This window comes from Candidatus Deferrimicrobiaceae bacterium, from assembly GCA_036504035.1.
Classification (GTDB): domain Bacteria; phylum Desulfobacterota; class Deferrimicrobia; order Deferrimicrobiales; family Deferrimicrobiaceae; genus JANXPS01.
In genome coordinates this window covers 362,336-385,224 of record DASXVV010000014.1, presented here as the reverse complement: position 1 = coordinate 385,224, position 22,889 = coordinate 362,336, and the positions used below count along the sequence as shown (strand labels likewise).

The 22,889-nt window shown below is 61.1% G+C and carries 21 protein-coding genes; 10 read left to right on the top strand and 11 right to left on the bottom strand.

All coding sequences use genetic code 11. From position 1 onward, the window contains the following. Window positions 1-13 precede the first annotated feature (13 nt). On the bottom strand, window positions 14-469 hold the full coding sequence (locus VGK27_14220) for a YhcH/YjgK/YiaL family protein (GenBank protein ID HEY3491260.1): 456 nt from the start codon (window positions 467-469) through the stop codon (window positions 14-16). Between the two features lie 90 nt (window positions 470-559). On the opposite strand from VGK27_14220, the gene VGK27_14215 reads away from it, so the two are divergent. Continuing rightward, window positions 560-1,045 carry a ferritin family protein gene (locus VGK27_14215; protein HEY3491259.1) on the top strand — a complete coding sequence of 162 codons (486 nt, stop codon included), beginning with the start codon at window positions 560-562 and terminating at the stop codon, window positions 1,043-1,045. A gap of 23 nt (window positions 1,046-1,068) precedes the next feature. On the opposite strand, the gene VGK27_14210 is transcribed toward VGK27_14215, so the two are convergent. Beyond that, window positions 1,069-1,365: a flagellar basal body protein gene (locus VGK27_14210; protein HEY3491258.1), complete on the bottom strand. Its 297-nt coding sequence runs from the start codon at window positions 1,363-1,365 to the stop codon at window positions 1,069-1,071. Window positions 1,366-1,461: 96 nt separating this feature from the next. Here VGK27_14210 and VGK27_14205 point away from each other — a divergent pair, with 96 nt between their 5' ends. From VGK27_14205 to VGK27_14195, 3 genes are read left to right on the top strand one after another with little or no spacing between them, the layout of a single operon-like run. Then, the gene (locus VGK27_14205; protein ID HEY3491257.1) at window positions 1,462-1,905 is read left to right on the top strand and encodes an FKBP-type peptidyl-prolyl cis-trans isomerase; all 444 of its coding nucleotides are present in this window, start codon (window positions 1,462-1,464) and stop codon (window positions 1,903-1,905) included. 22 nt (window positions 1,906-1,927) lie between these two features. Then, complete coding sequence (gene arfB, locus VGK27_14200) at window positions 1,928-2,347, top strand: alternative ribosome rescue aminoacyl-tRNA hydrolase ArfB (protein ID HEY3491256.1); 420 nt, start codon at window positions 1,928-1,930, stop codon at window positions 2,345-2,347. Window positions 2,348-2,381: 34 nt separating this feature from the next. Then, a complete protein-coding gene (locus VGK27_14195; GenBank protein ID HEY3491255.1) occupies window positions 2,382-3,416 on the top strand; it encodes a metal-dependent hydrolase in 1,035 nt (344 codons plus the stop codon). A gap of 13 nt (window positions 3,417-3,429) precedes the next feature. Here VGK27_14195 and recQ read toward each other — a convergent pair whose 3' ends face one another. Then, window positions 3,430-5,244, bottom strand: coding sequence for a DNA helicase RecQ (gene recQ / locus VGK27_14190; protein HEY3491254.1), 1,815 nt, complete (start codon window positions 5,242-5,244; stop codon window positions 3,430-3,432). After that, window positions 5,244-5,762: a hypothetical protein gene (locus VGK27_14185; GenBank protein ID HEY3491253.1), complete on the bottom strand. Its 519-nt coding sequence runs from the start codon at window positions 5,760-5,762 to the stop codon at window positions 5,244-5,246. Before VGK27_14185 ends, recQ begins: the two co-directional genes overlap by 1 nt. A gap of 52 nt (window positions 5,763-5,814) precedes the next feature. On the opposite strand from VGK27_14185, the gene nudC reads away from it, so the two are divergent. Further along, window positions 5,815-6,627, top strand: coding sequence for an NAD(+) diphosphatase (nudC, locus tag VGK27_14180; protein HEY3491252.1), 813 nt, complete (start codon window positions 5,815-5,817; stop codon window positions 6,625-6,627). A 7-nt stretch (window positions 6,628-6,634) separates the two neighbouring features. Here nudC and VGK27_14175 read toward each other — a convergent pair whose 3' ends face one another. The 3 genes from VGK27_14175 to VGK27_14165 form a co-directional block, all read right to left on the bottom strand. Then, window positions 6,635-7,009 (bottom strand): transcriptional regulator, encoded by a 375-nt coding sequence (locus VGK27_14175; GenBank protein ID HEY3491251.1) that lies wholly within the window; start codon window positions 7,007-7,009, stop codon window positions 6,635-6,637. A gap of 14 nt (window positions 7,010-7,023) precedes the next feature. Next, on the bottom strand, window positions 7,024-7,326 hold the full coding sequence (locus VGK27_14170) for a type II toxin-antitoxin system HigB family toxin (GenBank protein ID HEY3491250.1): 303 nt from the start codon (window positions 7,324-7,326) through the stop codon (window positions 7,024-7,026). A gap of 224 nt (window positions 7,327-7,550) precedes the next feature. Next, window positions 7,551-7,775 (bottom strand): helix-turn-helix domain-containing protein, encoded by a 225-nt coding sequence (locus tag VGK27_14165; protein ID HEY3491249.1) that lies wholly within the window; start codon window positions 7,773-7,775, stop codon window positions 7,551-7,553. Between the two features lie 84 nt (window positions 7,776-7,859). Here VGK27_14165 and VGK27_14160 point away from each other — a divergent pair, with 84 nt between their 5' ends. Beyond that, window positions 7,860-8,171: a helix-turn-helix transcriptional regulator gene (locus VGK27_14160; GenBank protein HEY3491248.1), complete on the top strand. Its 312-nt coding sequence runs from the start codon at window positions 7,860-7,862 to the stop codon at window positions 8,169-8,171. A gap of 591 nt (window positions 8,172-8,762) precedes the next feature. Here VGK27_14160 and VGK27_14155 read toward each other — a convergent pair. Together VGK27_14155 and VGK27_14150 are read right to left on the bottom strand one after the other, a co-directional pair. Beyond that, a complete protein-coding gene (locus VGK27_14155; GenBank protein HEY3491247.1) occupies window positions 8,763-16,991 on the bottom strand; it encodes a PASTA domain-containing protein in 8,229 nt (2,742 codons plus the stop codon). Window positions 16,992-17,128: 137 nt separating this feature from the next. After that, window positions 17,129-17,902, bottom strand: a complete 774-nt coding sequence (locus VGK27_14150) for an SEC-C domain-containing protein (GenBank protein HEY3491246.1) — start codon at window positions 17,900-17,902, stop codon at window positions 17,129-17,131. Between VGK27_14150 and VGK27_14145 the strand changes: the two genes are divergently transcribed. The 4 genes from VGK27_14145 (at window position 17,901) to VGK27_14130 (ending at window position 21,782) form a co-directional block, all read left to right on the top strand. Further along, window positions 17,901-18,500: a YaiI/YqxD family protein gene (locus tag VGK27_14145; GenBank protein HEY3491245.1), complete on the top strand. Its 600-nt coding sequence runs from the start codon at window positions 17,901-17,903 to the stop codon at window positions 18,498-18,500. The genes VGK27_14150 and VGK27_14145 overlap by 2 nt on opposite strands. 83 nt (window positions 18,501-18,583) lie before the next feature. Next, window positions 18,584-19,633 carry an efflux RND transporter periplasmic adaptor subunit gene (locus tag VGK27_14140; GenBank protein ID HEY3491244.1) on the top strand — a complete coding sequence of 350 codons (1,050 nt, stop codon included), beginning with the start codon at window positions 18,584-18,586 and terminating at the stop codon, window positions 19,631-19,633. A gap of 26 nt (window positions 19,634-19,659) precedes the next feature. Beyond that, a complete protein-coding gene (locus VGK27_14135) occupies window positions 19,660-20,670 on the top strand; it encodes an ATP-binding cassette domain-containing protein (protein ID HEY3491243.1) in 1,011 nt (336 codons plus the stop codon). Continuing rightward, window positions 20,667-21,782, top strand: coding sequence for an ABC transporter permease (locus VGK27_14130; protein ID HEY3491242.1), 1,116 nt, complete (start codon window positions 20,667-20,669; stop codon window positions 21,780-21,782). Before VGK27_14135 ends, VGK27_14130 begins: the two co-directional genes overlap by 4 nt. Here the strand turns inward: VGK27_14130 and VGK27_14125 are convergent. Then, the gene (locus tag VGK27_14125) at window positions 21,766-22,209 is read right to left on the bottom strand and encodes a bacteriohemerythrin (GenBank protein ID HEY3491241.1); all 444 of its coding nucleotides are present in this window, start codon (window positions 22,207-22,209) and stop codon (window positions 21,766-21,768) included. The two genes, VGK27_14130 and VGK27_14125, sit on opposite strands and share 17 nt — an antisense overlap. After that, window positions 22,196-22,738: an RNA polymerase sigma factor gene (locus tag VGK27_14120; GenBank protein ID HEY3491240.1), complete on the bottom strand. Its 543-nt coding sequence runs from the start codon at window positions 22,736-22,738 to the stop codon at window positions 22,196-22,198. The genes VGK27_14125 and VGK27_14120 overlap by 14 nt, the downstream gene beginning before the upstream one ends. Window positions 22,739-22,889: the final 151 nt, after the last annotated feature.

The window sequence follows — 22,889 nt, the reverse complement described above, 5'->3', positions numbered from 1 at the left end:
CCGACCCGCCGGATCACGGGCAGGATACCACGACCTTCACCACGATTTTCCGGATGTTCGCCTCCGAAACGAGGGGCAGGTGGGCATCCTCCGGAAAGAAGACGGCGAAGGATCCGGCGGGCACCGGTATCCAGGCGTCGGGGGCATCCGGATAAAAGGCGACATCCTTTTCGGGATCGAGGGGCGTCGATGGCGACGCCAGCTTCCCAGCCCCTTTCCACCCCATCTCGTCGGTCCCGGACACCACGTACTGGATGTCGATGTAGCGCGCATGCACCTCGAGCTGTCCCGCCTCCCGCTTCCGCCCCGGGCCGTCCGACACGACGGCGAACAGCCGGTCCCCGTCGATTTCTACGCGCCCGACAGGTGGGCAGTCCCTTGCGGCGCCGCGCAGGAACGCGAACGCCTGGCGGAACCCGTCTTGAAGCCCGGCGTAGCGGTCCGCGTTTTCGAGCGTATCCAGGATCATTTTCTTCCTCCCGATGATATTTATCAGGATAAGCCGCGTAACCTGCCGGGACAACCGGCATCCAATGGTTAAACGAAAGGGGGTCTTGCCATGAACATCTTCGAATTCGCCATGCAGATGGAAACGGACGGAAAGGAGTACTACGAGAAACTGGCTTCCGAAACGGGCAGCGTCGGGCTAAAGACCATCTTCACCAACCTCGCGGCGGACGAGACGAAGCACTACGCGACCTTCAAGGCGCTCCGGGACGGGCTGAAGGGAAGCTTCGCCGAATCGAATACGCTCGAGACCGGCAAGAATCTCTTCAAGGAACTGATCGCGGACCAAAAGAATGCCGAGCTGCTCGCGGAATCGCTCGACGGCTACCGGCACGGGATGGAGAACGAGGAGGCAAGCGTCAAGTTTTACGAGGATGCAGCCAAGAAGGAATCCGATCCCGAGCTCGTGAAATTGCTGCTGCGGATCGCCTCCGAGGAACGCGACCATTACCGGATTCTCGAAAACCTTTACCAATTTACGCTGGCGCCCAAGAACTTCCTGGAGTGGAGAGAGTTCGGCAACCTGAAGCCGCTATAGCTTTGCAGGCGCCGGCTTAAGCTTCAGGCCTTGATGTCGAGCAGCGCCCGGGTCATCTCGTCGACCGTCTTGACGGTGGCGACGTTGGCCTTGAAGAGGCTGCTGTTGACGAGCAGGTTCGCGGCCTCCTTCGAGATGTCGACCGGATCCTTCCCTTTGTCGGGGGTGGCGGTCACGCCCCCGGCGGGAACCTCTTCCATCCGCACCGACGACGCCTTGAAATCGGGCGTTTCTGCGTTGGCGATGTTGTTGGCGGTCACGCCTTGGCGGACCGAGAAGGCGTTGAGGGCGGAAGCGGCGATCGAGGCGGCGTTGTCCATGGGTCTTTGTCTCCTTGCGACAGTGGCTGATGAACTTATCGGAAGGAATCGGGTAAAATATCACCCGGTTCGACCCATCCCACAAGGAGATCCCAGATGAAAAAGCCGTTGTTTGCCCTGTTCCTCTGCCTTGCCGTCGCCGCCTCGGCCCATGCCGCAGACAAGAAAGCCGATCCCGTTGCCCAGGCCAAGAAGGCGAAAGGCGCGATCACGACCGCCTCGGGCGCCGTCGTCATCCCGGTGAAAAACGGCAGCGGCCCCTCGCCGAAGGCCTCCGACACGGTCAAGGTCCATTACACCGGAAAACTTCTGAACGGAAAGGTGTTCGACTCGTCGGTCCAGCGCGGCACTCCGGCCGAGTTCCCGCTCGGCGGGGTCATCCCCTGCTGGACCGAGGGGCTGCAGAAGATGAAGGTTGGCGGCAAGGCGAAGCTCGTCTGCCCCCCGGACACCGCCTACGGCGCCATGGGCGCCCCCCCGGCCATCCCCCCGAACTCGGTTCTCAACTTCGAGGTCGAGCTCCTGTCGATCGTGAAGTAAGGCAAGCGCGTCGGCCGGACTGATGCCCGACGTCCCCGCATTCGCGGTTCCCGAAAGCGAGCTCCAGGAAGAGTTCATCCGCTCACCGGGTCCCGGCGGGCAGAACGTCAACAAGGTGGCGACGGCGGTTCGGCTCCGTTTCAACGCCGTCGCCACCCGTTTGCTCGGAGACGACGCCCGCGCCCGGCTGATCCGGCTCGCGGGGAAAAGAATGACGGCCGAAGGATTCCTCGTCATCGAGGCGCACCGTTTCCGGACACGGGAACGCAACCGGCAGGATGCGCGCGACCGGCTCGGCCGGCTGATCGCCCAAGCGCTCGAACCGCCCCCGCCGCCCCGGAAGAAGACGAAACCGTCCCGCGGGTCCAAGGAAAGGCGGCTGGAATCGAAGCGTCGCCAGGGCGAAACCAAGCGAAGGCGCACGGGTCCGTCGGACGAGTAGGCCGATCGTGTTATACTGAAAAGCGATGGATACGTTGACGCACGGATTGACCGGCTGGCTCATCGCCAAGTCCGTACCGACCGAAAAATGGGGAGGCGAAGCCAAAGCCGCAGCCGTTCTCGGATCGGTCCTTCCCGACTTCGACCAGATCGTCTCCCTCTTCGGAAACGAATTCTTCATCCGCTTCCACCGCGGAATCTCCCATTCTTTCGTCGGCGTCTTGATCTCGTCGATCCTCGTCGCCGCCCTCTTCCACCGGTTCGGCCGCTGGAAAAACATGGCCGGGCTATTTCTGCTCGTGCTGACCGGCCAGCTTTCCCACATCGCCCTCGATCTGCTCAATGCCTACGGAACGCAGATCTTCCAGCCTTTTTCCGACGCCCGGATCTCCCTCGACCTGCTCTTCGTCGTGGACCTCGCCTTCTCGGCGATCATCATCGCCGGGCTCTGGTTCTCGAGGTTCCGACCGCGTCCGGCGCCGGCGCGCATCGCCTTCGCCGTGCTGTCGATCTACGTCGGGTTCGCCGCGACGCTCCATTACCGGGCCGAGGCGACGGTCGCCGAGGCGGCGAAGCGGGACGGCGTCCGGGTGGCGCACGTCTGGGCACTGCCGCGCCTTGACATGGTCACCGTCTCGCCCGAGGCGCTCCTCACGTCGCAGGCGTTCGCGTCGACGGATACCTGCCGTGGTTACGTATCATCCGGCCGGGACGGGATCACCTTCCCCCTTCCCGTGGGCCCGCTGGCCTGGAACGGCTTCGTCGACGACGGCAAGCGCTGGCTCCGGGCCGAAGTGAACCCGGTCGGCGGAACATTCGAATGGAAGGACCAGGTGCCGCACGGGCAAGATGTCCCGGGGCTCACGGCTGTCCGCCAGCTGGCCGATGTGAAGACCTATCTCTGGTTTGCCCGCTTCCCCTCGGTCGAGACGATCCACGCGGGGGCGGACAACGTGTTCATCTTCTCGGACCTGCGTTACGCCGGGATGGCCGGCCGCCGCCCGTTCATGCTCCGGATCGTCTCGAGTCCGGGCCGCACGCTCCGCGCCGACTGGAGCGGCAAGGAATAGATCGGCTTAAGGTTCACCCCGCCTCCCCCCGGTCGTTGATCGTCGCCAGAAATTCGTCTCCATACCGTTCGAGCTTCGCATTGCCGACGCCGTGCACTTCAAGGAATTCCTTCGGCGTGGCGGGCCTGCGCGCGGCCATGTCGAGCAGCGACTTGTCGCCGAAGACGACGAAGGGCGGAACCCCCTGGTCGGCCGCGATCCGCTTGCGGAGGGTGCGAAGACGCTCGAAGAGCGACCTGTCGGTGGGGGCAAGCCCGCCGGGCGCCTCGGCCTTCCGTTGCTTCCCGGTTTTCACCCGAATGCGGGGACGCGCGAGCCGAAGCGTCTCCTCGCTCCTTAATATCGGCCAAGCCGCGTCCGTGAGCTTGAGCACCGAATAGGCCGCGATGTCCTGGACGAGGTATCCGCGGTGGATCAGCTGGCGGAGGATGCTCGCCCACGCGTCCTTCGACTGGTCGGCGCCGACCCCGTAAACGGAGAGCCTGTCGTGCCCCCGCTCGGCGATCTTCTGCCCGTGTGCGCCGCGCAGCACGTCGATGACGTGCCCCATCCCGAATCCCTGCCCCAGCCGATAGACTGCCGAGAGCCCCTTCTGGGCGTCAATGGTCCCGTCGTAGAGCTCGGGCGGGTCGAGACAGACGTCGCAGTTGCCGCAATCGTGGTCGAGCGGCTCTCCGAAGTATCCGAGCAGCACCCGGCGGCGGCAGGTGACCGCCTCGGCGAAGGCGACCATCGCGTCGAGCTTGTGGCTCTCGATCCGGACCTGCTGCGGATTTTCGCCCCGCTCGACCAGCATGCGCGCCGTGACGACATCCTGAAGGCCAAAGAGGCAATACGCCTCGGCGGGAAGGCCGTCGCGCCCGGCCCGGCCCGTCTCCTGGTAATACCCCTCGATGTTCTTCGGGCAGTCGTAGTGGACGACGAAGCGGACGTCGGGCTTGTCGATGCCCATGCCGAAGGCGACGGTCGCGACGATGACCTGCATCTCGTCGCGCAGGAAGGCGTCCTGGACCCGCGACCGCTGGGCGGCGGGGAGACCGGCGTGGTAAGGGTGCGCCGCGATGCCGCCTGCGCGCAGCCGCGCGGCGACCTCTTCGACCTGCTTCCGGGTGAGGCAATAGACGATGCCCGACTCGCCCTCGTGTCGGTCGATGAACGCCTTGAGCTGGGCGCCCCCTTGCGTCTTGTCGACGACCGTGTAGCGGATGTTGGGACGGTCGAACCCGGCGGCGTAGACCGGCGCGTCGAGCAGGCCGAGGCGAGCGCGGACATCCTCGCGGGTCGTATCGTCGGCCGTGGCGGTGAGCGCGATGAAGGGGACATCCGGGAACAGGCCGCGCAGTCGCCCGAGCTGGACGTATTCCGGACGAAAATCGTGCCCCCACTGCGAGACGCAGTGCGCCTCGTCGATCGCGAACAGCGATACGGGCAGGCCGCGCAGCATCTCGAGCGTGCCGTCGAGCATGAGCCGCTCGGGGGCGACATAGAGCAGGTCGAGCACGCCCGCGTGCAGGTTGCGCAGGACGGCCGTCGCCTCGCCCGCCGCGAGCGACGAGTTGAGGCACGCCGCGGATACGCCGTTGGCTCGGAGCGCGTCGACCTGGTCCTTCATGAGCGAGATGAGCGGCGAGACGACGATGGCGGTGCCGGGCCGGTGCAGCGCCGGCACTTGGTAGCAGAGCGATTTCCCGCCGCCCGTGGGCATGAGGACGAACGCGCTGCCGCCGTCGATCACGTGCTCGACGACCTCGCGCTGGTGCGGCCGGAACGAATCGTACCCGAAGACCTCGCGGAGGGTGCCGTCGATGGAGGAACCGCGGACCGGCATCAGATCTTCTTGCCCCCCTTGCGCACCTTCTTGACGAGCTTCGCGAGGACGGCCCGCGTCATTCCCGCCTCCTGCGCCTTCCGGTGGATCTTCTTGAACTTCTTACGGGTGTCTTCGACCGGAGGCGCGCCGTCCTGCCCGAACGTCACCTCGAACTTCGTGCCCCGGACGACCGTCTGCACCGTCTCGCCGTCGTCGACGATCTCGACGACGCCGTAGCGCGCCAGTGTCTTGAGCGTCCGGGCGATGTTGGTGGCCGCCCGGCCGGTCGCGGCCTCGAGGTCCGGGAGCGATTGGAGCTTTTTGCGGACGATGATCCGGAGCAGTTCGACGTTCTCGGGGCTCAGCACCTGCTCCATCGACTGGCGCGATTCGAACCACACCCTCGGCTCGTTCTTCAGCGGCACGTATTGACCGCGGGCGATCGCCTCCACCCGCCGCTCGTATTCCACCTTCGAAAGGATGCCGACGTTCAGCACCTTCTCGGCACGTTTCTTTTCCCGGTCATGGATCGACATCGATTCGTTCCTCCCTGCCCCATTGTGTCACGCCGAGGGTATACTCGGGACCATGCGATTCGAACCCGCCATCGATCCCCCGCAGGAACCGTGCCCCGAGGCGCTCTGGTGCCTGTTCCACGGCGACCGGCTGCTCCTGTCGGTCCGGGGGGAAAGCGTCTCGATCCCGACCTTCCGCAAGCCGGACACCCTCGGCCTGCGCCCCGTCCGGAGCCAATACCTCGGCACCCTCGACGGCGTCCCCTGCTTCTCCGGCGAGGCAGCCGGCCCCTCTGCGCCCGACGACATGGCCTGGCGCCCGCTCCGGCCGCTGCTCGGCGTGCTGTCCGACGACTTATTCTCCCTCGCCGGACGCGCCTTCCAGATTATGGACTGGGACCGGACGACGCAGTTTTGCGGACGATGCGGAAAGCCCACGACCCCGGTCCCGGGCGAACGCGCCAAGGCGTGCCCCGACTGCGGGACGCACTTCTACCCGCGCATCAACCCGGCCGTGATCGTCGCCGTCGTCCGCGACCATCGCCTGCTGCTTGCCCAGGCGCGCCGCTTCCCCAACGCCTTCCACAGCGTCCTGGCCGGCTTCGTCGAGCCGGGCGAGACGCTCGAGGAATGCCTGCGGCGCGAGGTTCGCGAAGAGGTCGGCATCGAGGTCGCGAACCTTCGCTACTTCGGCAGCCAGCCGTGGCCCTTCCCCGGGCAGCTGATGGTGGGATTCACCGCGGAATACGCGGGGGGCGAGATCGTGCCCGAGGAAAAGGAGATCGCGAGCGCCGCCTGGTTCACGCCCGATGAGATCGCCACGCTCAACATCCCCCGCCGGGAAACGATCGCCCGACAATTGATCGGATGGTTCCTCGGACGCTAGACGGCCGTCAGGCCGCCCGATAATCCGCCGGTGGCCGGATCAGGCTCTCGGCCGGGATGCCGAGTTCTGTGTGGAGACGCCAAGCCATCTTCATCGTCAGCGGACGCTTCCGGTTCAACACCTCGTATACGCGATTGCGACGGCCGATCATCGGCTCCAGGTCTTTCGGGGCAAGTCCCATCTGTTCCATTCGGAACTTGATCGCCTCGACCGGATCGGGAAGGTCGAGCGCGTAATGCTTCCGCTCGTAAGACTCAACGAGGGCGACGAGAACGTCGAGCCGTTCACCTTTCGGGGTGTTGGGCGTGGCGTCCATCAGCGTCTCGATCTCTTTTAGCGTCCGCCGGTAATCCAGCTTGGTCCTGATGGCTTGGATATCCATGATCCCCTTCCCTTTCACACCGTTTGAACGTCGATCGCGTCGTAATTCGCATGCGTTCCGATGAATCTCACGTAGACAACCCGGTACGGGTAATTGATCCAGACTACGATCCGGTATTTGTTCCCGGCAATGTTGAAGACGACCCGCCCGTCCTTGAGGATGCTCGCGTTCGCGAAGTCCCTCTTCACTTCCGCAGGCGATGACCAGTCCGTTCTCAGCACATGCCGGTACCACGCCAAGGTTGGCTCCCGGGCATCCATGAAAGCCGGGGCATCGTCCCAGAAGTTCTTCAATGTTGAGAGAGCAATGACCCGCATGATCGAAGTATAGTCCCATCTTGGGACTCGCGCAAGAATCCCGAACTGGCACCGATCGCAGGGGGCAATCTGATTACCACAATGACCCATTTCGGAATGCAACAAGGCCCGACGCCCCACAGGGGAAAACCTTGATGGGTCAGGTGGTTATGCTTTCCGTGGGGGAGCAGACCCGGACGCCGATTGTCCCCGAAAGCGGGTCATTATTACGCGCCTGTTAACATTCAAACTGCAATATCCAAGTTTATCGAATCGTAGGGCACCGTTGGAGTGACCTTGCCCCGTGGAGTATTGGTTTTCTTCAGTTCGACCAGACCAAGCTCTTCCAGAATCGCCAGGTCGGCAGTTACGTTTTTCACGTCTCTGTTCACGATTTTTGCCAGTTCGTAAACCGAGGCCGGATGATTTGCCCGAATCGCACGTAAGATCGCTAATCGTTGATCGCTCATCGCCCGCCGGAATGCCTTCAGGTCTGTGAAGTAATCGCCTTGGGCAAAGCGGATACAGCAACGTCGTAGAATGCCGGGGAACGGTTGGTCAAGCTGCGGAAGGAGAAGGGCATCACGCAGAAGGAGCTGGCCGATCTGCTCGGCGTGACGCAGCCGCTAGTGTCGAACTACGAGACGGGAGAACTCCGACTGCACGGGGATTTGATCGTCCAGTTGGCCAAGATCCTGGGAACGACGGCCGACGAACTCCTCGGCCTGGAAAAATCGGCCAAGGAGGCGGGGACGATCAAGAACAAGCGGCTGCTAAGGAAGGTAAAAGAGATTGAGAAGCTGCCGAAGCGGGATCAGGAAGCCTTGCTCCGGACCATTGAGGCATTTTTATCAAAGGCGGGATAACGGTTTTCGCGGATTCCAGCCAACAGAAGATTCGTTCGTATAATCAATGCCTTCCACACAATATAAAGAAGTGGATGCAGATTGATAACGTGCTACGTATAGAGCCATCAAGATATCGGGCCGACGCCAGCCGGGTCGGACTAGCAACGACTCAATAGACCGGTACCTCGTGATATTTGACTTCATGGAATTATCGGCACACGTACAGGGTCTGTTTTCTTATAACTAAGAGACTTATTAACAGAAGTCACAGGAAGCAAAATCAATATCAGCAACATGACACAACTAGCAATCGATACATACATTGCCAGCCTGGAAATTGCACTGCATAGCAAATAATGATTGCAAGCACTTGACCTCATTATCAAGGAAATTGAAACTATAACTACAACCAGTGACGCTACTCCAAACAGTAGCGTTTCCACGTTAAAAATATACCATTTCTCTCCTTTCTGCGCATGCTTAAATGCGAATCTTATTGCCTCAAACCATGTAACGGACACACACCATAATTGATACAAAGAAACGAGTAACAGAATACATGCCAATACCAAGGTCACATTCCTTTTATGCAGTTTCATCTCTTTACCCTCAATTAGACCCAACAACTCGGATCCGTCCATATCTGGTAAGGGTATCCGTTGATATAAATGGATTTCTTGATTTTGTCCGAACCTTAACAGAATCAGTAAGTGTACTATCGATAAATGATTTAATGCTCCTCCATTCCCTCCACGTATTATCGCTAGAAGTTACACATCCGGCGCTACCTCCTGGCCGGTGTAATCGCAATAATGTTCTGCCAGTCCTGTTATGAGTGTCATCTCCATATATTCTATCAACAGACTCTAGTCGATAAAAATCTTCTTTCCCTTTTCCTCCATGGAATAATATATCGTAATATCCATTCGGCACTGGAGCTCCTCTTGGGCCACCGGAGAAAAATTTCCCAGAAACAGATCGGCCGTTTTCAAAATCAGACAAATGTAATTCACCTGTTCGTTGATCATATCTTCCGATCACAAAAAGACCAGATGGGTCAATGAGAGAAACTGGATCTCCATCGACATAACCATACAAATTCCCCTGCCCGCCCTCGAACAGGATGGGATCGCGAGCCGTCCACCGGGCGGTTGCCGGCTCGTAATCCCTGAACCCGAACCGGACCAAGCCCGTTGCCCCCTCCGGGATCCCGCCGGCGAACCCTACCGGCAGGTCGAGCGCCGGGTTCGTGTCACTGATCTTCACGCCCCAAGCGTCGTACTCCGCCTGCTTGATGACGTTCCCCGCGTTGTCCGTCACCACCTTCGGCGTCCCGAGTTGGTCGGTCGCCACGTAGTACCGCTGGCCGCCACGCTCGAACGCGAACAGATTGCCGCTCGTCTCGTAGAAGTAGGTTGTCAGCGTGTTGTCCGGAGCGCGGCTGGCCGTCAGCTGGAACGGCTGACCTGGATTCCCGTACAAATATTGCGTCGTCGCCCCAGCGGCCGTGCGGGCCACCCGGCGGGCCATCGCGTCGTATTGATACGTGACCGTCTGTCCGCCCGCCGTGGTGCTCAGCAGCTCCCCGCGGGCGCTGTAGCTGAACGTGTCGGCGCCCCGGTTCGTCAGGTAGCCGTCGACGTCGAACGTGTAACTGACGCCGCCCTGCTGGATGAGCCGGTCCTGCGCGTCGTAGGTCGCGCTCGCGGCCAGCGTGCTCGTCCGGTTGCTGTTGTTGTCGAACCCGTAGTGCTCGGCCAGCGAGCCGTCCTTGAAAACGTCGGTCAACTGTCCGTCGAGGTCGTATCCAAAATCGAAGACATGCGAGGCGCCCGCCACGATTTCCGTCTTCCGGGAGATCCGGCCAACGTTGTCGTAGCCCAGCGTGATTTGATAGCGCTGCTGGCCGGCAACCGTGTGCGTCCGCGTCGCGAGCCGCCCGAAGTTATCGTAGGAATATCCCACGCTGAGCGTGTTGTCGGTCAGCGAAGACGGGGCGCCCGCCGGGCCGGCCCGGCCGATCGTGTACCGCCCGTACTGCGTGAGCAACCCGTCGTTGTCGCGGGCAAGCGAGGTCCAGACGTTGTCGAGTGCGAACGAGCTGACCGCGAAGTCGTTGTTGTAGGCGTAGCGATATTCGCCGGTACTTTGGCCGCTGGACGCGATCCGCGTCGTCAGGAACCCGTCGTACGAGAACGACATCGTCTGCGTCGCGTTGTCGGCCGCCGACGTCCGCAAGAACGTCATCACCCGGTCAGTGTTGTCGGTATAGCCGAAGGCGATCGAGGCTTCCGGATAGACCGTGCTGCGGATTCTCCCGCCGTTGTCGTATCCGCCGTCGATCGCGCGGCCACTGGGGAGCGTCGTTCTCACCCATTCCCGGTCGGCGTTGTATTTCGTGCCGTAAGACGGATTGCCGGGCGGAGTGTAGGCGTTGTCCAGGTTGATTCGGGTGTAGCCGAGGCCGTGGACCGCGCCGTTCGGCATCCTGATCGAGATCGTGTTGCCCGCCGGGTCATACCCGAACCCGTACGACCGCCCGGAGGGCAGCGTGACGCTCGCCACCCGGTCGGCATTGTCGTAACCGTACATCACCGAGTTCCGGTCGGGATCGGTCATCGCGGTGAGCCGGTTCATGCCATCGTAATCGGCCTTCCACGTGGACGCCCCCTGAACAACATTATCGAGCCGGCCCTTCCGGTCGTACCGGAATAGGACGTTGTCCACGGTCGAAGCGATGTTGACCACAGTCGGCCGCCCGGCATTGTCGATCCCTGCAACGCTTTGACGGCCCGCATATGTTGTCATGGTGAATTTCTTCGTCGACGCGTTGTAGATCTGCGTGGCAGTCTTGCCGTTGACCGTAAGGGTATCGGTCTGGCTGATCAGGCTCATCGGGTCCGACGAGTTACTCAAGGAAACGGATCTGCCTAGAGTCGTTGTGGCAACCAGCCCCCCGGGAGTCATCACCGAGACCTTGGCCGGAATCGGAGATTCCATACTCCACCGCGGATCGGGCCCCTTCGTGATTTCCGAAATCGTATTGTCGGATGAGGTGATGGTCGTTTTCCCATCCGTACCCATTACCGTCAAAGAAATTGCCCCGGTTGGAAACGTGTTGGTCCACTTCGATGCCCCGGTAGAATAATTCTCAACCAGATAATTTGTTATTCGTCCCTCAGCCGTATTCCCCTTCACGAGGAAATTTCCCGATCCATCGAGCCGGTCCAGCTTCGTAAATCCACCTTCCGGGTCGTCGTCCCGGTCGAGACGCCCCATCGGATCGTAGTGGAATAAATGCCGAAAATCGTTTTCATCGCGATATTCGTTCAACAGACCATCGTTGGAAAAGACAAAATGGGAGGTGTTTCCTGCCGGGGTGGAAATAGAGGCCAGATAGTCGTTCGAATCCAGGGTAAAGGATGTGCGCTGTCCTCCTGGCGCGCGGATGGCTTGGGGGTTCCCGGAAAGGTCGCGTTCGACAGTGGTAACGTTGTTGTCGAAGTCGGTTACCGTTGTAAGGTACCCATGCGTATCGTCGTATCCAAACCGGTATCGGACCGCACCGGTCAGGGCATCCAGCGTGCGCATATGCTTTCCTGAGCCGTTGAATATATACAGTTCACTTCCGTCCTCGGAAGCGATCCGAATATCGTCCACGGATAAATCCGAAGCGGAGGTCGATATCTTCCGGATTCGATAGTTATATTGATCGGCAATGAAAAGACTACCGTCCGGTCCGAAAGCGATCCCTCTGGGCATATTAAAATTCGCTTGGCTCGGCAACCCTCCATCTCCGGAATAGCCCCCTGAGATACTGCCATTATTCGCGATTCCCGCCAACGAGGTCACAACCCCGCTCGAATCAATCCGACGCACCCGGTTGTTTTGGAGATCACTAAAATAAACTACTCCTTCAGTCTGAACCGCGATTCCATAGGGATTCATTAGCGGTTGTGTACTCGACAATCCGTCCCCATTGAAGACCGTTTGGCCGCTTATGGCGAGCGAGGAAATGACACCGCCCGGAGTTACTTTTCGAACCCCTTTGTAGTGAGCGATATACAGGTTGCCGGACCTGTCGATCGCGATAGAATTTGGCCCTGGAACAACCGCGTTCCGCGCCTGTCCTCCATCGCGCAGGGCACACATGTCGCACCAATATCCTGTTCCCGCCACAGTGTTGATGATCCCGTCGGTTCCAATCCGACGAATCCGATTGTCTCCATAATCCGCAAAATAAAGCGTGCCGTCCGCCGCCACAGCCAAGCCAAACGGCATATTCAGGGAAGCATGGGTCGCCAACCCCCCGTCTCCGATTCCAGAACTGGTATTTTGCCTTAGATTTGGATTCATGCCAGTGCCTGCCACGGTCCGGATGATGTTATCCGGTCCGACACGTCGGATAGCGCTAGCGGAGGAATCCGATATATAAACGCTGCCATCGGGTCCAATCGCAACACCCGAGGGGGACCCTATTCCGGACTGAGTGGCTAATACGTTATCCGGACCCGACCCCCAGGGGTAAAAGTCCCTCCCTGCGAAAGTCGTCATGATTCCATCAGTCCCGACACGCCGGATTCGGTTGTTGGATAGATCGGCGATGTAGATGGTGCCGTCCGGAGCAACGGCCACGTCGTAGGGATTCAACAGTTTGCCCTGGGTTGCCTTGATCGGGCCTGGGTCCAATCCGGACTGCCCGCTTCCGGCAATGGTCGTAATCACCTTTTTCGTATCGGTCACCGAGCGAAACAAACCATTGCCGGGGTAGAGAACTCTCCCTACCGGATCGTAAGCATGGTTGACCGAGAGCGTCCATCCTCCCAACCCGGCCTGGGTTGAAAAAGTGCCGATCGAATCCGTGAATGTTTGCCAAAGCGTTGCTTCCATCGCGCCCGAGTTGGTCGTGAGACTTCCCCCTCCGGCTTGCATGAAGCTTCTTGTCATTGCAGTACCGGCCCCGACCTGGACATATAAAGCCGGATAGACATTCCCGAGACGAACCGTGACCGGCTGGCTCCCCTGCATCTTTCGCCCATAAGCATCCATTCCGTCCCAAATAAATTCAAAGATCTGATTCGGAATATTCGGGAAACTTTGGACAAACCGTTTGCCGCCCACATACACTTGGAGGTCTATTCGTCGAAGAACCGACGGCACAGTGGCGCCGCTTAACGCAATTCGAAGGGTATATCTGTCTTTTCGGCCCCTACTACGGTCGCTTCGATAGTTCAGGCTGAAAGGAGAACCCGTAATTCCCACCTGTTCTCCCAATACCTGGTTCTGACACTCGATGATCGATCCATTCGCCGTGCAACCTGAAATCGGGAGGGACGTAACCGGAGGTGTCACAGACGGGGGAGTTGCCCCGGCAACGGGTACAAGCATCCAGTTGAAATCATGAGGTGAAAAATGTGTGATGGGAACCCGCCAAAGGATCGTCCCGGAGGAATACAAAGAAGCAAGCTGAGTTCGCTCGGCATCGGTGATTTCCAGAGCCGCCAGTGTCGCAGCGTTGTCGACGACGCTGTTCCCGTCCGTATCCAGGTCGGCCATGCCGTTCGTGATTCCCAGAATCTTGACGACTCGCCCATCTGAATCGGGAATCCACATCCCCCGATTGCGATCGTAATAACCGTTTGGAACAGCAGTGCCGACAGAAAACCCGCGGAAATTTTCCAGGTAATAATAGACGGGCTTATCAAACCGGACTTCCGTAGCCCCCGCAACTACCGCTTCGTCTGCTGACAGCTCCACGCAATAGGTGTAACCGGTGGTAGCGGGCAGGTCTGCAGGCATTGCGGAGGGGCCGTTGTCGCCGATGGTGTACTCCGTCGCGCGGACGTTGATCGTGGGAAGGAGGCGGCTGCTGTTGTCCGGGAAAACGATGCTGGGCTGTGTTCCATTGGAGAAGAAAAGCGTCGATTGACGTGTCCCGCTGGAATCAGATGTCACGCTCCCGCGCACCACCTGTATGGCCGCCGGGGATGCGGCGTCCACAACCGTAACCTGGTTGTCCAGTGAAACCATTACAATGTCCGGGAGTGTGGAATAATCCTGCCAGCCGGGAGTAATCTGCCGTTGGACCGGCAGATAGTTGGGTTTGGTGTAGTTCACAATCAGTAGCCCGCCCCCATTGACCGCCAGATCGAACATCCCATCGTTCCGGGTGAACGTCTGACCGAACTCGGTGTGGTTCAGCAAGGTTACTTTCACCCCCGAAAGCGGAACATCATCGCGCGTCTTTACTTTGCCTCGAAGAACAGCTGCACGATGGATATTGATCGTCTCGGGCAACACACCGGTCTGGATGGGATTGCTGCCGGTATACAGAAATCGGGTAGTTTCGAACGTACTCGTAGCAACAGTCGGATCGATCGGAGAAATAACCGTCAATGGATCAGGGGGGATCACCACAGGTTCGGGACCTTGCGAAAGAACCAATGCGATCGGAGAGTCCTGCAGAATCGAGGTTCCGCTCTTGGGATTCTGGGAGATCACCCGACCCAGAGCAACCGTATCGGAATGAGCGTTGGAGATCGTTCCCAACGACAATGGTGCACTTGCCAGGGCGCTCTGGTATTCGGCCTGGATCATCCCGAGCAGGACCGGCACGCTGACCATCCTAGGCCCCAGCGAGATAACGAGATTCACGGCCGTCCCGTGAATTACGCTGGTTCCCGGATCCGGCATCTGGCTTAATACGTTACCTGCCGCGACCGTGCTGCTGTTGGCAGTCGTCACGCTTCCGACAGAAAGATCAGCCGCGACGATCGCCGATTGCGCCGCAGCTTGGCTCAAGCCTGTCACCGTCGGGACAACCGCCATCAGTGGCCCGGACGAGACGGTCAGGTTGACGCCCGATCCCTGCGGGACGATCGAGCCGGCAACCGGCGACTGGCCGATCACGTTGCCCGCGGTCACGTTGTCGCTGTTTGCATTCGTGACGATTCCCGCGATTAATCCGGCGTTGACAATCGCAGTCTGGGCATTTGCCTGCGGCAACCCGCCGACGTCGGGAACGGACACGGTCGGAATGTAGGCGGTGATCCCGACCGAAGATGGCAGGCTGCTGGCGAGGCCGTCGTTCACGACCAGGTTGATCGTGTAACTGCCGGCCTTGTCGGGAGAAAAGAAGGCAACGGCGGATGTGATATTTACAACATTCGCCGTACTTCCGACCGGCGCCGACACGACACTCCATGCATAAGAAATCGGGTCGTCGTTGGGATCGTGGCTTGCGGATCCGTCGAGCGTGACCGCCGTACCGACCGTCACATTCGAGGCCGAAGCCGAGGCAACCGCGAGTGGTGCATCGTTGAGCGCCGTGGCGATCACAGTGTCGGGCGCCGAATCGAGCGCTCCGTCATTGACCGTGAGTCGGACGACGTAGTCGCCCAACTTGTCGGCCGGCAGCGCCGGGGTGGGCGACGCCACATTATCCAGCAGGCTGGTGCTTCCGGTCGGTAGCGACACGATGCTCCAGGCATAAATGAGCGGTTGGTTTTCCGGATCGTAGGAACCGGTGCCGTCCAGGTGGATCATGCTTCCCCTTGAGATGGTCTGGTCCTGCCCCGCAAACGCCACAGGCGGCGCGTTCGGCGTCGAGGAGACGATCGCAACATTGTCCGGAAGCGAATTCGCCTGGCCGTCGTTCACGATCAGTTCGAGCAGGTACTGGCCGTCCTTGTCCGCGATGAACGACGATACATTGTCATTCGGATTGCTCAACGCCGCGACGCTGGCCGGGGGACGCGACAAGAAACGCCACGTGTAGGAAATCGGATCGCCGTCGGGATCGAAACTGAGCGTTCCGTCGAGGTTGACCTGACTCCCGGTGATGACACTCTGGTCTGCGCCCGCGTTCGCTGTCGGTGCCGGATTGGGCCGGACCGCGGTCACGGCAAGGTTGTCGGGAACACTGTCCTGGAACCCGTCGTTCACGATCAGTTGCGGAATGTAGGTCCCTTGCAGGTCGGGCATGAAAAACGGCGTGACTGAAGTGTTGTTGTTCATGATCGAGGCGCTGCCTTGCGGCTTTGCGGCCAGCGACCACCGATAGGTGATCAACGCGCCTTCCGGGTCGGAACTCGTGCGCCCGTCGAGCATCACGTTGTCGAATATCCGGACATTCATGTTGGGGCCTGCCTCGGCAACCGGCGGCAGGTTCGAGTTGATCGTCACGTTGTCCGAGTCGGACAGTCCGTCGGACGTGGTGAGGACGGCATTGAGCACGTTGCTCCCACCAGCAAGAGGAACGCTTGCCGCGCTGAACGTGCCGCCCGAAGCGTTGGCGCTCACATTGTTGACCTTGATCGTGAAACTGGCGCCCGAATACGCTGCGTACGTTCCCGAAACCGCCGTGCTGCGCGAAACGATCTGCGCACCGGCGACCGGCGAGGTGATCTTGACCTCAAGCGTGTAGACGCCGGTGATCGTGACCGTGAGATAGCTGCCGGCGCCGCAGGTCTTGGTCTGGACCGTCAGCGTGTTGTTGCCCTTCACAAGATTGGTCACATTCTTGCTGATCTGCTTGACGTTGGCATTCAGGTCTTTGCTGCTGACGACCGTGGTTCCGTTGATCGTGATGATCGCCGACGAGATCGTGGATGCCCCGTTGCCGTTGCCGTTGACGACGTTCATCGTGAACGCCCCCTGCGTGGCCGGGCAGGAAAACGTCCGGGTCGATGTGCCGCTGGAGCAATTGAACCGCTCGGGTCCGGAAAGCGTCTGCGTGATGGTGGTGCCGGCATGAGAGGCGCTCGTAAAGATCAGGAGCAGGGACAACAAGAGAATGGTGGGGACAAATTTGTACGGTGGAATGGAACTGAGGCGCATCGGTCTTCCTTTCGAAGGGAAATGTGCAGGAACCGATGCGGCCGGTTGTACGAATGCCTGCTTATGACGCCGGACTATATACCCGCTGCAGGATAATGTCATCCGGTTCGAGGCAGCAGTTTACAGGAAAAGGGTTCCTACTCCTCCGCCAGCCCCAGCAGCCAGTAATCGATGATGATCGGGCCGGGGATCTCGCGGGACGCGTCCGATTCCGGGTCCGTCGGCCGGGCCGCGGTCTCCTTCGCGGCTTCCTCCTGCTCGAGGAAGATCGCATTGAGGCAGTCGTGGGCGAAATCCTCCGGCATCGGGTAGAACGCTTCCGAGAGGAGCCAGTCGTCCCCTTGGCGGACGATCCGGGCGCCGAAGATGTCGCCTCGCTGGGCGCTTTCCGATAATGACGCATCGCGCACCCGGACCGGCGGGTCGGCCGGATACACCAAATCCTGCAGCTCGATCCCCTCGCCCTTTGTAACGCGGATCACGTCGTACAGGCTCAGGGGGCGCTCGCTCGCCGCGATCAGCCGGTCCCGACCCTGCGGCGGCAGCATCGGCCCGCCTTCGCCCAACACCAGGTCGAGCGCGAAGACCGACTCCTCGTCCACCTGCAGCACCGCATCCGCCAGCAGCCATTCGCCGATGTTGATATCCAGCTCGGCCTGGTCCTCGGGAGGCAGATGCTCCAGCCGCGCGTACTCCTCGTCCTCGAGGCCGCCCAGAAAGCCGTGGTCGATCGCGTCGTCGACCTCGTCGGGGAATTCGTCGTAAAGGTAGGCCAGCGCGATGTCGACTGCGGAGCGCTCGTCCCGCGCCCTGGACGTCTCCGCGCGGTCCTTTTCGTAGCAGCACTTCTTGTACTTGAGACCGCTGCCGCAGGGGCAGGGCGCGTTGCGGCCGAGGAGCGCGGCGCTCATGGAATCCTCCGTCGACGGCCCGTTTTCCGAGCGGCCGTCCTGTTGCAGGATCGGGGAATCCGCGCCGGAATGCAACGGCGAACCCTTCGTGCTAGATTGGCCCGAAATGACCCCTCACCGCCGGACCCCAACTCCCGCCCCGCCGGACGCTCCCCGCGTCTTCGTCGACGCCGACGCCTGCCCCGTGAAGGACGAGGTCTACCGGGTGGCCGGACGTTTTCGGCTGAAGGTGATCGTCGTCGCCAACATGCCCCTCTTCGTCCCCGACGATCCGCTGATCGAGCGGGTCGAGGTCGAGGCAGGCTTCGATGCCGCCGACGACTGGATCGCCGGGAACGTCACGTCACGCGACGTCGTGGTGACTGCCGACATCCCGCTGGCCTCGCGCTGTCTCAAGGTGGGGGCCGCCGTGGTCTCGCCGAGCGGGCGCCCTTTTACGGAAGATTCGATCGGGACGGCGCTGGCGTCGCGCGCGATCATGGAGCATTTGCGCCAGACGGGAATCCAGACCGGCGGGCCGAAACCGTTCGAGCGCGCCGACCGCTCGCGATTCCTGCAGGCGCTGGATACGGCCATCAACCGGTTAATACGGGGCTGAGCGGCCTTATGTTGACGTTTCACCGGCTTGGGACACAATAATATCTGAAGGCACGTAATCGCCGCGGCTTTGGGGGATACTTGATGGCTTTCAGATCCCGCCCGCTCTTGATTCCGCTGATAATCCTGGCGGCGGCCCTCGTCGCCTTTCTCCTCTATCTCAATTTCTCCCGCAAGGAACCGACCGACCTCAAAGTCACCGGGATCGTCGACGGCATCGAGGTCAACCTGGCTCCGAAGGTCGCCGGGAAGATCGCATCGATCGGCTGCCGGGAGGGCGATCGCGTCAGCGAGGGGCAGCTCCTGGTCACCCTCGACAGCGACGACGTGAAGGCATCCGTAGCCCAGGCAGCCGCCGCAGTCGCCCGGGCCCGGGCGGACATTCGGGTCGCGTCCGCCGCGGTCGAGAGCGCCGCGTCGAACATCGTCGGCGCCGAGGCCGACATCCGGAGCGCGCGCGCCGACCAGGCCAAGGCGGAGTCGCAGCTCGCAGAGACGCGGCAAGAGACCGAACGCAGGAAGTCGCTGCTGGCGGAGGGCTTCATCCCCCAGGAGACGCTCGACCAGGCGGCGCTCGTCTCGGACGTGAACGCGGCTTCTCTTGATTCGGCGCGGGAAAAGCTGAACGCAGCTCGCACCCGGAAGGAGATCGCGATCAGCCAGAAGGTTGCGGCCGCAAACCAGCTCGAATCCGCGAAGGCGGGGCTAGCGGAGACCGAAGCGAACCTGGCCTTCTACCGGTCGAAGCTGGCCGACACCGGGATCAAGGCGCCGGTCTCGGGCACGGTCATCTTCAAGGCGCTCGAGAAGGGCGAGATGGTCAGCCCCGGCGCCACTATCTTGACGATCGTGGACCTGGGCAGCCTGTATGCCAGGGTCGACATCGACGAGACTCGGATCGGGCGGATCGCGCTCGGTAGGCCGGCGTTCGTGACGGTGGAAGGCGTGGGGGGAAAGACCTTCGACGGCAGCATCGCAGAGATCGGCCGCTTCGGGGAGTTCGCCACCCAGCGCGACGTGGTCCGCGGGCGTGAAGACATCAAGACCTTCCGGGTGAAGGTCCGTTTCGACGACTCGTCCGGGACGCTCAAGCCCGGGATGACCGTGGAAGTCCGGATTCCCCTGGCGCGCTGAATAGCCGGGTGGGAAAGGCGCGAGCCATGCCGAATGGAAAAGCGATCATCGTCTCCGGACTGACGAAGGCATTCGGTTCGGTCACAGCCGTCAACGACGTCAGCTTCGACGTGGACGAGGGCGAGTTCTTCGGCTTTCTCGGACCCAACGGCGCCGGTAAGACGACGCTTATCCGGATACTCACCACGCTGCTCCAGCCCACCCGCGGGAAAGCGATCGTTTCGGGCGTCGACGTGGCGTCCGACCCCGCCGAAGTCCGCAACCGCATCGGCGTCGTCCCCCAGGCGATGACGAGCGACCTCGACCTGACCGGCTTCGAAAACATGGACTTCTACGGCCGTTTCTACGGCATCCATGCGCGGGAGCGCAAGGAGCGGATCCGCTCCCTCCTCGAGATGGTCGGCCTCTCGCAGCGGGCGAACGACCTCGTGGCGACCTACTCCGGCGGGATGCGCCGTCGGCTCGAGATCGCGCGGGTCCTCGTCCACCGCCCCCGCCTTCTTTTCCTCGATGAGCCGACGATCGGGCTCGATCCCCAGTCGAGGCGAGTCGTGTGGGAATTCCTCCGGAACCTGGCCGGGGGCGATTCCATCACGATCTTCCTGACGACGCACTATATGGAAGAGGCGGAGTCGCTGTGCGGGCGGGTCGCGATCGTCGACTCGGGGAAGATCGTCGCGATGGGCAGCCCCGCCGAGCTGAAAGCCGCGATTCCCGGAAGCGACATCGTCTCGCTGGCCGTGGACGCGATTTCCCCGGAAATGTCCGCGGAGATCGAAAGGCTGCCTTTCGTTCACAAACTGGTCGTCGAGGAGGAATCGCTCCGGATCTTCGTGGACAACGGGGGAAAAAACCTCCCGCTCCTGATCGACGCCGTCCGGGCCGCGGATGGCACCATCCTGTCGGCCACGGTCCACGAGCAGTCGCTCGAGGACGTCTTCATCCACCACACCGGCAAATCGATTCGTGAGGAGGAAGCGCGGAAGGTCAACTTCCTGATCGGCGCCGGCCTTCCGACGAGGCTTAGCGGAAGATGATCCGGCTGCTCGCGGTTATCGAAAGGGATCTCAAGAAATTCAAGCGCAACCCGATCGTGATTGCGATGAGCATCCTCATGCCGATCATCTACCTAGTGATCCTGGGGAATTCGTTCCAGGGGAAGCTGGTGGGCCTCCCCGTCGCCGTGGTCGACCTTGACTCGGGGCCTCAGGCGAAGCGGGTCATGGAAAACCTTCGGGCCATCGAGGAAGGCCCGGGGACGCTGCGGCTTCTCATGGTCAGCGACTCCGGGGAAGCCGTGCAGGGCGTCCGGGACGGGAAATACAAGGCCGCGCTCGTCATCCCCTCCGATTTCAGCAAGCGGGTGTCGGTCAAGGGCGGCCCCGAGGTGGGGCTTTTTCTCGATAACCCGGATCCCATCTCTTCGGAAACGATCCGGGGGCTGGTCGGCGCCTCGGTGTCGTCGATCCGCTCAGATTATGTACCGATCCGGGAGGACCGGACCGCGGTGATCCTGAGGGACATCAACCTGTACGCGAAGGTGGACTACTACCAGTCGCTCGTGCCGGGCGTGATGATCATGGCGATTTTCCTTGGGACGTTGACGACCGGCGTCTTCAATCTGGTCATGGACCGGTTCCTCGGCATCGACGAGAGCTACCTGCTCACCCCGCTGACCAAGTTCGACATCGTCACCGGCCTGGTCGTCAGCGGGCTTTCGATCACCACGGTGATCGCCTCGGTCATCTGCGTGGTCAGCATGACGATCACAGGAATCCCGCTGTCACGAGGGCTGCACGGATTCGTCCCGCTCCTCGTCGTGGTGGTGCTCACGACGCTATGCCTGCTCAGCCTGATGTTCGTGATCTTGGGAAGGGCGGGACATCCGCGGATCGTCGGGGTGATCAGCGGGTTCCTGAACGTCATCCTCTTTTTCCCGAGCGGCTCGGTCTATCCGATCGCGAGCTTCCCGCCCTGGCTCCGGGCCTTTGCGCGGGTCAACCCCGAGGCCTACGCGGTCGATGCCCTGAAGGCGATCATGTTCAAGGGGGCCGGGCTTGCGACGATCGCGGGGGACATCCTGTTTCTCGCGTGCTTCACGGTCGTGATGATGACCGTCTCGATCTTGACCTTCAGGAGGACATTGTGACCCGCAGGATGAATTCGCCGAGATCTCGGTCGGCGTGGCAGATATGGCGCTCGAGCCAACCGGCGACCTGGGCCTGCTTGCCGCTGATGACGGACAGGCGAGGGCCGGCAATATCGAATTCACGGCGGAACTTCGTGAATTCGGCGATCATCCGGTTGTGCTCGGCCATGTGCTCGGCCTGATCCGGATAGCCATGACGGACCATGTACCCCTCCTCTGTTGCAAAGTGGGCGATGACGTATCCCCCGAGATTGTTCAGGAGCCACCCGACCGCTTCCTTGTTGCCCTGCCCCATCGCCGCTCTTCCGAAATCATTGATGCGCCGGAACAGCTCCTGGTGTTCCTGGTCGATTACCGGGACCCCGACCGAATACTCGGGAGTCCAGATGATGTCCGTCCATCGTTCGACGGATTCAAGCAGGTTCATGATCCACTCGTGTATACCGCGCCAACTTTTCACGGAGACAAAGGCGCGCCTTGTGGAGAAGGAGAATCACTGCCGGAACGGGCAGACCGAGGATTCGGCCGGCGTCGGCGACCGACAGCCCCTCGACATCGACCAGGATGACCGCCACCCGGCTTTTTTCGGGAAGATCCCCGATGAACCGCCGAATCGTGTTGCGGACCAGCGACAGGGGGATCCGTTCGACCGTTCCGGTCCAGTCGTCGAGCGGAATGGCATGCCTCCCCTCCGCCGAGAAAGCGGGCATGCAGTCGTCCAACGCGACCGGCTTAACGCTGGCTGCCGCCCCGGTTTTTCGGAGGCAGGTCCGGATGCAGTTGCGGTAAAGCCAGTCGGAAACGGGAAAATCGGCGCCGCGACGCTCGGCCACCACGGTTGCGGTCGACAGGACATCGAGCGTCGTCTTGCGGGCATCGTCCGCGTTCCCGAGGAATGAAGTCGCCAGCGAACAGATCTTTTCGTAATAGTTGAGGATGACCTCTGTTTGTTCCATCGATTGCCCCCCGGATGGCGCAAGACTCCTTCGAAAATTATTAGCAAGAGTCGCACCAAACAGCCGTGCCCGGTTTATGGCAATCATTTCGACAAGTTAAGAAGGCGGGACCCGCAGCGTCAGGCATGGAGGGTGTCGAATAATATAAATT